This is a genomic window from Simplicispira sp. (genome assembly GCF_028687295.1).
Lineage (GTDB): Bacteria > Pseudomonadota > Gammaproteobacteria > Burkholderiales > Burkholderiaceae_C > Simplicispira > Simplicispira metamorpha.
The window spans coordinates 1-7,814 of sequence record NZ_JAQUAL010000155.1; the positions used below are offsets into that span (position 1 = coordinate 1).

Consider the following 7,814-nt stretch of genomic DNA (forward strand, 5'->3'; position numbering starts at 1 on the left):
GAATAGCAGCCATCCCAGTAAGCGTCGCCGCCGATCTCCACCGCCTTGAACACCAGCGGCAGGCAGGCCGAGGCCATGACGGCATCTGCCGTCAGGCGCGCTCCCGAGAAGATTTCGCCGTGCCCGGTGCGCACATTGGTGGCACAGACAAACACCTTGGGGGCGGCGCTGGAAGCGGCCAGCACGTCAAAATCGACCTCGCGCTCAAGCAAGTCGCGCAGCGGGTTGATGTCCAGCGGATTGACCTGCGCGGGCGCCAGCCAAGGCGTCATCATCGCCAGTCCCGGAAACACCTGTGACAACGGCGCACTCCAGGCCATGTTGCCCATGGCACCAGTGCCCTCCCAGAGCCGCGTGAGCGTGGCCCGCGCCAAATCGGCACCGGCTTGGCGCACATCATCGGGATCGTGGTACCGCTGCGCGGCTTGGGCAAACCCGTGCGCCACAGCCACCGCATTCATGGCGCCTGCGCTGGCGCCGCTGATGCTGTCAAACGCTATCTCCCCGTCTTCCAGCAGCGCGTCCAACACCCCCCAGGTGAGCGCACCGTGCGGCCCACCGCCTTGCAACGCCAGATTGATGCTGCGCCGGGTATCGGGCTCAGACATCCAGCGCCTGGTCTTTGTTCATGGCCACCATGCCACGCACGATGCGGTAGAGAAACCACAGCGAGATCAGTGCCCAGGCCACCCAGCCCGGAAACAAAAACAGCAGCCACAACGGCGCTGTCACCAGGTACAACACACCCGCCCACAACACAGTACGGATGCGCCACGAAAAATGGCTGGCCTGCCAGGAACCCTCGGCATCACCGCGCTTGACCAAGTCAATCACCAAAGCGATCAGCAGCAGCGCTGCACCGGGCTGTGCGCCCGGAACCACCGCACCCACCGCCACGATCAGGTGCAGCACATAGCTGACCCAGCCCCAGGCTTTGAGGCCCTCGGCTTTTTCGGCCTCGGTTTTGACGTCAATGATGTCGCTCATGGGGAACTGCCCTCCTGCTCGGCGCGCGCAACCGCTTTGCGCAGCGCTTTTTCTTCGATGCCGCTGGTGCCTTCGCGGCGCACCAGTTCTGCCACCACGTCAGCGGGCGAGAACCCGTAGTGCGCCAACGCCACCATGGAGTGAAACCACAAATCGGCCACTTCATAGATGATCTTGGAAGCATCACCGCCGTGGTCAGCGTCCTTGGCGGCCATGACCACCTCGGTGGCCTCTTCGCCGATTTTTTTCAGAAAAGCGTCCGGCCCTTTGTGCAGCAGGCGCGCCACGTAGCTGGCTTGCGGGTCGCCGCCGTTGGCGCTTTTGCGGCTTTCAATGATGGCGGCCAGGCGCGCCAGGGCGCCTTCTTCAGCGGTGTGGGGTGTGGAGTCAGGGGCTGTGCTCATGGGCATCACTTGTAGATGGTTTGCGGGTCTTTCAAGACCGGATCGACGCTGTGCCAGGCGCCTTCTTTGAGCACGCTGAAAAAGCAGCTGTGGCGCCCCGTGTGGCAGGCAATGCCCGGCTCGTGGCCCTGCTGCGTGACCTTGAGCAGCACCACGTCGTTGTCGCAGTCGAGGCGGATTTCATGCACGGTTTGCACATGGCCGGACTCTTCGCCCTTGAACCACAGCTTGCCGCGCGAGCGGCTGAAGTACACGGCGCGCCCCAGTTCGGCTGTTTTTTGCAGGGCCTCGCGGTCCATCCAGGCAAACATCAGCACATCGCCCGTGCCCTGCTCTTGCGCAATCACGGGCACCAGGCCCTGCGCATCCCACTTCACTTGGTTAATCCAGTTCATGGCGCCCATTGTCGGTGATTTGCTGCACTGCGGCATGGCCCGCAGTTGATATGAAAATGATAGCTGCTTGCGCTTATCTGGCGGGCTTCTGAGGTGAATTTCATTCAAAAAAGACACCGCCGCAGCCCGCAGCCAAACGCCGCCTGGTGCTTACAGACGCACCGGAATGCCGCGCGCCGCCATGTGCTGTTTGGCCTGCTGCACGGTGTATTCACCATAGTGAAAGATGCTGGCCGCCAGCACCGCGTCGGCACCGCCCAGCTGTATGCCGTCGGCCAGGTGATCCAGATTGCCCACGCCGCCCGAGGCGATCACGGGCACGCTCACCGCGTCGCTCACGGCGCGCGTCAGCTCCAGGTCAAACCCGGCCTTGGTGCCGTCGCGGTCCATGCTGGTGAGCAAAATCTCGCCCGCGCCGCGCTGCGCCATGTTGGCAGCCCACTGCACCGCATCCAGGCCGGTGTTTTTGCGCCCGCCGTGGCTGTATACGTCCCAGCCAGCACCCACGGGCTGGCCATCCGGGCCCAGGCGCTGCGCGTCTTCGGGCGTGCGGCGTTTGGCGTCGATGGCCACCACAATGCACTGCGCACCGTACTTGCTGGAGACGGCGTTGATGATGTCGGGATTGGCCAGTGCCGCCGAATTGAAGCTGGTTTTGTCCGCGCCCGCATTGAGCAGGCGGCGCACGTCTTCCACGGTGCGCACACCACCGCCCACCGTGAGCGGAATAAAGACCTGGCTGGCCACGGCCTCGATGATGTGCAGGATCAGGTCGCGCCCGTCGCTGGTGGCAGTGATGTCGAGGAAGGTGAGCTCGTCGGCGCCTTGCGCGTTGTAGCGCGCCGCGATTTCGACCGGGTCGCCCGCGTCGCGCAGTTCAACAAAATTGACGCCCTTGACGACCCGGCCACCGGTCACGTCAAGGCAAGGAATGATGCGTTTGGCAAGCATGGCGCTGTAAATCTGGCAGTTCAAAAGAAGGCCCGCAAGATACCACGCAGGCAGCGGCGCCATGGCCGACCTAACCAGACAGGCAACACCCGCGCTGACAAAAACCGGCACCCTGCGTGACAAGGATCAAGGGGAAAATTTCGCGCCAACGCAAGAATTTGAATGGACTATTTGCTTTCAAAACGTAATAGATGAAAGCAATCAATCCCTCCATAAAATTTACGCTCACATCGACAAGCATCATTTTGTTGCATTTGCGTGACTATGTTCCATGCGTCTTTCAAGACTCCTCCAGTGACGACCAGTAACCCATTCACCGCCAAGCCTTGGCTGGCAGCGCTTTTCGCTTGTGGCGTAGCCGTCACCCCATTTGCTGGCGCCAAGGAAAAACCCACCAGAAACAAAGACACCGCCACGGTGGCTATGGCCGTGGAGGAAAACACCCAGGAGCGGCTGCCGCTGCGCCAGTGGAAAAACAGCTTCAAGCAGCTGGGATTGGGCAACCCCCTGACGCTGCGCGGCGTCGAGAGCGAGGGCAGCATCGGCGTGAGCGTGCGCCGCGATGAGTTGGTGGAGGCAGCCAGACTGCGCCTGACATTCACCCTGTCGCCCGCCCTGCTGCCGGGGCTGTCGCACCTGAAGGTGATGCTGAACGACGAACTGTTACAAACCGTCGTACTGAACAAAGAGCAACTGGGTACGCCGCAAACGGTGGAGCTGGACATTGATCCGCGCTACTTCACCGACTACAACCGGTTTCGCTTCCAGTTCATCGGCCACTACACCACCGAGTGCGAGAACCCCAACCACAGCAGCCTGTGGGCCAGCGTGAGCAATGACAGCACCCTGTCGCTGTCGCTGCGCCAACTGCCCCAGCGCGACGATCTGGCTTTGTTGCCCGCACCCTTTTTTGATGCGCGCGACAACCGCCCGGTTCAGCTGGCTTTTGTGTACCCCAAGCAGCCGGACATGGCAGTGCTGAAGGCATCGGGCTCCGTGGCCAGCTGGCTGGGCATGTTGGCTGGCTACCGGGGCAACGACTTCACGGCGTTTGAAGACCAATTGCCCGAGCGCCACGCCGTGGTGTTTGCCACCAACGCCCAGCGCCCGGCGTTTTTGCACGATCTGCCCCCCGTGAAGCAGCCGACGCTGACCCTCTTGCCCCACCCCAACACCCCCGGCGCCAAGCTGCTGCTGGTGCTGGGCCAGGATGCGGCACAGCTGCAAATTGCCGCCGACGCCCTGGCCCTTGACCGGGCCGCCCTGACGGGCTCCAGCATGGCTATCACAGCGCTGGAGTATCCACCACCCACGCGCCCCTATGACGCACCCAACTGGGTTACCAGCGAGCGCCCGGTGCGCTTGGCCGAACTGGTGCCCAACCCCCGGGATTTGCAAGTGCGCGGCACGGTGCTGAACGAAACCATCAGCATCTCCACCCGCATGGCCCCCGACTTGTTCACCTGGAATGCCAAGGGCATACCGCTGGACTTGAAATACCGCCACACCCCCGGCAACGACGCTGACCCCGGCACACTGAACGTGTCCATCAACGACCAGTTCATTGAAAGCTATGCGCTGGCTTCGCGCAGTGAACGCAGCGACAGCAAAAACAAGGTGCTGCTGCCGCTGTTTGACGAAAGCAGCCTGCCTTCCCATGCCGGCTTGAAAGTGCCCGCCTTCATGCTGGGCAGCAACAACCGGCTGCAGTTTGGTTTCTACATTCCACCCAACGATCTGGGCCAATGCCGGTCGTTGCAGCCCGTGGAGCGCATCGCCGCCATTGACCCACAATCGACCATTGACCTGACGGGCTTTCACCACTACATCGCCATGCCGAGTTTGGCGGCCTATGCCAACAGCGGCTTTCCGTTTACCCGCGTGCCTGATCTGGCGCAAACCTCCGTGGTGCTGCCCAACCAGCCGACGGCGGCCGATGTGCAAGTGTTCTTGACGGCCATCAGTCGCATGAGCGCATCGACGGGCTACCCGGGCACACGCTTCAAGTTGCTGTCGGCAGCACAGGTAGAACAGGCGCGCGACACAGACATTCTGCTGGTAGCGCAGGGCGATCGCGACGGCCTGCTGGCCCAGTGGAAGCAGCACTTGCCCGCACTGGTCGCGGCCGGAACACGCTCCGTAGCACCACTGGAGCGGGCCATGAGCGCCCTGACCCACTGGTTCCAGCCCGACCCGGCCCTGGAACGCTCGCCTTCGGGCGGTCGCACCACCTTGGAAGGAGAAGGCGCCTTGGCGGCCCTGGTCGGGTTTGAGTCGCCCCTGCACAGCGGGCGCAGCGTGGTGGCCCTGACGGCCAATGACAGCGCCGCCATGGAGCGGGTCAGCGCCGGACTGAACGACTCAGGAAAAATCCAGCAAATGCGCGGCGACCTGGTTTTGCTGCGCGCTGAAACGATCGACAGCTTTCGCATCAACCCGATTTATTACGTAGGCAGCCTGCCATGGTGGCAATGGCTGTGGTTCCATTTGCACAGCCACCCGCTGCTGCTGGCTTTGCTGGGCATTGGCGCCGGCTTGTTGGTGACTTTTGTCGTGTACGGTGCACTGCGCGCCATGGCAGCACGCCGCCTCAGAGGTGAACATGGCTGATTTATCGCTGCGTCGCAACATGCTGTATGCCGGGCTGTGCTCCCTGTTGCTGCCGTTGCCCAGTCTGGCAGCCCAAGCGCCCGCCAGTGTGCCGCCACCATCGGGCAAGCCAACCGACACCACCGCCAAGACACCCAGCCCAGCGGCAGCCAACACACCAATATGGCCAGCGTGGGAGTCGTTTCGCACGCAATTCATGAACGAGGGCGGGCGCATTCTTTCGGGCGCCGAGGGCACCGGGCAGACCTACTCCGAAGCACAGGCCTATGCCCTGTTCTTCGCCCTGGTGGCCAACGACCGCGCATCTTTCGAAAAAATTCTGGCGTGGACAGAAAACAACCTGTGCGCAGGCGACATGACCACCCGCTTGCCCGCCTGGCTGTGGGGCAAACGCCCGGATGGCACCTGGGACGTGATGGACAGCAACCCCGCCTCAGACGCCGACATCTGGATCGCGTACGCGCTGGGCGAAGCCGGGCGTCTGTGGAACGAGCGCCGTTACCGCGCGCTGTCAACCCTGCTGGCGGCGCGCATCCTGCGTGAGGAAACTGCCGATCTGCCCGGTCTGGGCCGCAGCCTGCTGCCTGCGCCCAAGGGCTTTACCCAAGGCGATCAGCGTTGGCGCTTGAACCCCAGCTACATGCCCCTGCAAGTCATGGAGTGGCTGGCGCGCACCCAACCCCAGCCCGAGTGGCGTGCGCTGGCCAACAGCTCGCGCAACATCATCATTGGCGCGTCGCCCAAAGGGTTTACACCTGACTGGACGCTGTACGACGCCCAACAAGGCTTCCTGCAAGATACCGAAGGCGCAGAAAAAGGCCAGGGTGGCTACAACGCGATTCGCGTGTATTTGTGGGCCGGCATGGTGCACCCCGATGCCCCCGACCGCCAATCCGTGCTGGACGCGCTGGCACCCATGGCGCGTTTTGTCCGCCAGCACGGCTACCCGCCAGAAACCATTGACATCCTCAGTGGAAAGCACAGCGGCGCAGCTGCCTCGGGCTTTTCGGCGGCCATGCTGCCCTTTTTGCGAGCCACCCAGGAAAGCACCGCGCTGCAAGAACAGCGCACGCGCCTGCAAGCACGCCCTGTCCGCAAGAACGCCTACTACGAACAGGCACTGGCCTTGTTTGGCATGGGTTGGGACGACAATTTTTACCAATTCACGGCCTCTGGACAGCTCCAGGTGCGGTGGCAGCGCTGATGCGTGGCGCCCCTTTCTCCAGCCACGGCTGGTGCGTGGTGGTGGCGGCCTGCGTGGCCAGTGTGCCGGTGCAGGCGCTTGCCCAGACCAAAGCATCCACACCCTCCAGCACCCAAGTCGAGCTGCTGCGGGGAGCGCAGATGTGGTCGGCCAAAAACCGTGCCGATCTGGCACGCCAGCTGATCGAAAAACTGCTGCTGGCCGACCGTTATTCACCCGTTGGCTTGGCCTCTTTGGGTGAACTGGCCCTGCGTGAAAACAAGACCGAAGAAGCACAGCGCATTTTGGCCACCTTGCGCGCACAGCACCCGCAAAATCCCTTCGCCAAAGAGCTGGAGATGCTGGTGCAGGTGTACGGGCCTGAGCGTGAAAAACTGGCACAGATGCGCCTCATGGCACGCGCTGGTCGCATGGACGAGGCAGCGCAGATGGCGCGCACACTGTTTCCGGCGGGCCCACCCACCATTGGCAGCCTGGCGCTGGAGTATTTTCAGATCGTCGGTGGGGCTACAGGCCAGGGTGCGTATGCACAGCGCCAGCTCCAGCGCCTCTACCAGCAAACCGGCGAATCGCGCTACCAACTGGCACTGCTGGACATGCAACTGGCGCAAGGCACGCGGGCACACACGCTGCTGTCCGCCATTGAAGCGCTGGCCGGGCAAGCCGATGTGGACACCTTGGCACTACAAGCGCTGTGGCGCCGGGCACTGGCCCAGCAAGGCGACAACGCCGCCGCTGCGCGTTCAGCGCAGCGCTTCCTGCGTCTTTTTCCGGGCGATACGGCCATGGTGGAGCGCCTGGCCGCCCTGCAACAAGCCCAAGAGCGCGTGCAGCAGCGGGCCCAAGACCCTGCCCAAGTGGCGCGCAATGCCGCCTTGCAGGCACTGGAACAAGGCAACGCCGCATTGGCCGAAGAAAAACTGCAACTGGTTTTGGCATTGCGCCCGCGCGATGCAGACAGCATTGGCAATCTGGGCCTGATTCGTCTGCGCCAAGGACAGCACGCCCAAGCGCAGGAACTGTTGGGCCAAGCCTATGCCCTGTCGGGCCAGGACAAATGGGCCAAGCTGCAAAGTACGGCCCGCTTTTGGGGGCTGCTGCGCCAAACCGAGTTGGCGTTAGACCAAAACGAGATCGATACCGCTGAGGGTCTGGCACGCAAGGCGCTGGCCCTGCAACCCGCCAGCCCGGAGGCACTCAATACCCTGGCCGGCATCCGCACCCTGCAAAACGCGCTGCCCGAAGCACAAATGCTGTATGAGC

8 protein-coding genes and 1 pseudogene are annotated in these 7,814 nt (G+C 63.0%); 4 read left to right on the forward strand and 5 right to left on the reverse strand.

What is annotated here, in order from left to right; genetic code table 11:
• The 5 genes from PHX69_RS13915 to hisF all read right to left on the reverse strand — a co-directional run.
• Positions 1–608, reverse strand: a 608-nt coding sequence (locus PHX69_RS13915) for a patatin-like phospholipase family protein (RefSeq protein ID WP_288044443.1), incomplete at its 3' end; no start/stop codon positions are given.
• Positions 601–987, reverse strand: coding sequence for a DUF4870 family protein (locus PHX69_RS13920; RefSeq protein ID WP_119014007.1), 387 nt, complete (start codon positions 985–987; stop codon positions 601–603). The genes PHX69_RS13915 and PHX69_RS13920, both read right to left, overlap by 8 nt.
• Positions 984–1,391, reverse strand: coding sequence for a phosphoribosyl-ATP diphosphatase (locus PHX69_RS13925; RefSeq protein ID WP_119014049.1), 408 nt, complete (start codon positions 1,389–1,391; stop codon positions 984–986). The genes PHX69_RS13920 and PHX69_RS13925 overlap by 4 nt, the downstream gene beginning before the upstream one ends.
• Before the next feature lie 5 nt (positions 1,392–1,396).
• The gene (hisI, locus tag PHX69_RS13930; RefSeq protein ID WP_119014048.1) at positions 1,397–1,795 is read right to left on the reverse strand and encodes a phosphoribosyl-AMP cyclohydrolase; all 399 of its coding nucleotides are present in this window, start codon (positions 1,793–1,795) and stop codon (positions 1,397–1,399) included.
• Between the two features lie 141 nt (positions 1,796–1,936).
• Positions 1,937–2,737 carry an imidazole glycerol phosphate synthase subunit HisF gene (hisF, locus tag PHX69_RS13935; RefSeq protein ID WP_119014050.1) on the reverse strand — a complete coding sequence of 267 codons (801 nt, stop codon included), beginning with the start codon at positions 2,735–2,737 and terminating at the stop codon, positions 1,937–1,939.
• 61 nt (positions 2,738–2,798) lie between these two features.
• On the opposite strand from hisF, the gene PHX69_RS13940 reads away from it, so the two are divergent.
• The 4 genes and pseudogenes from PHX69_RS13940 to PHX69_RS13955 all read left to right on the forward strand — a co-directional run.
• Positions 2,799–2,999 (forward strand): hypothetical protein, encoded by a 201-nt coding sequence (locus tag PHX69_RS13940; RefSeq protein ID WP_288044445.1) that lies wholly within the window; start codon positions 2,799–2,801, stop codon positions 2,997–2,999.
• 32 nt (positions 3,000–3,031) lie between these two features.
• Positions 3,032–5,347, forward strand: a complete 2,316-nt coding sequence (bcsB, locus tag PHX69_RS13945) for a cellulose biosynthesis cyclic di-GMP-binding regulatory protein BcsB (protein ID WP_288044447.1) — start codon at positions 3,032–3,034, stop codon at positions 5,345–5,347.
• Complete coding sequence (bcsZ, locus tag PHX69_RS13950) at positions 5,340–6,551, forward strand: cellulose synthase complex periplasmic endoglucanase BcsZ (RefSeq protein WP_241524981.1); 1,212 nt, start codon at positions 5,340–5,342, stop codon at positions 6,549–6,551. The genes bcsB and bcsZ overlap by 8 nt, the downstream gene beginning before the upstream one ends.
• Positions 6,551–7,814, forward strand: a pseudogene (locus PHX69_RS13955) (tetratricopeptide repeat protein); the annotation flags it as partial. The gene bcsZ and the pseudogene PHX69_RS13955, both read left to right, overlap by 1 nt.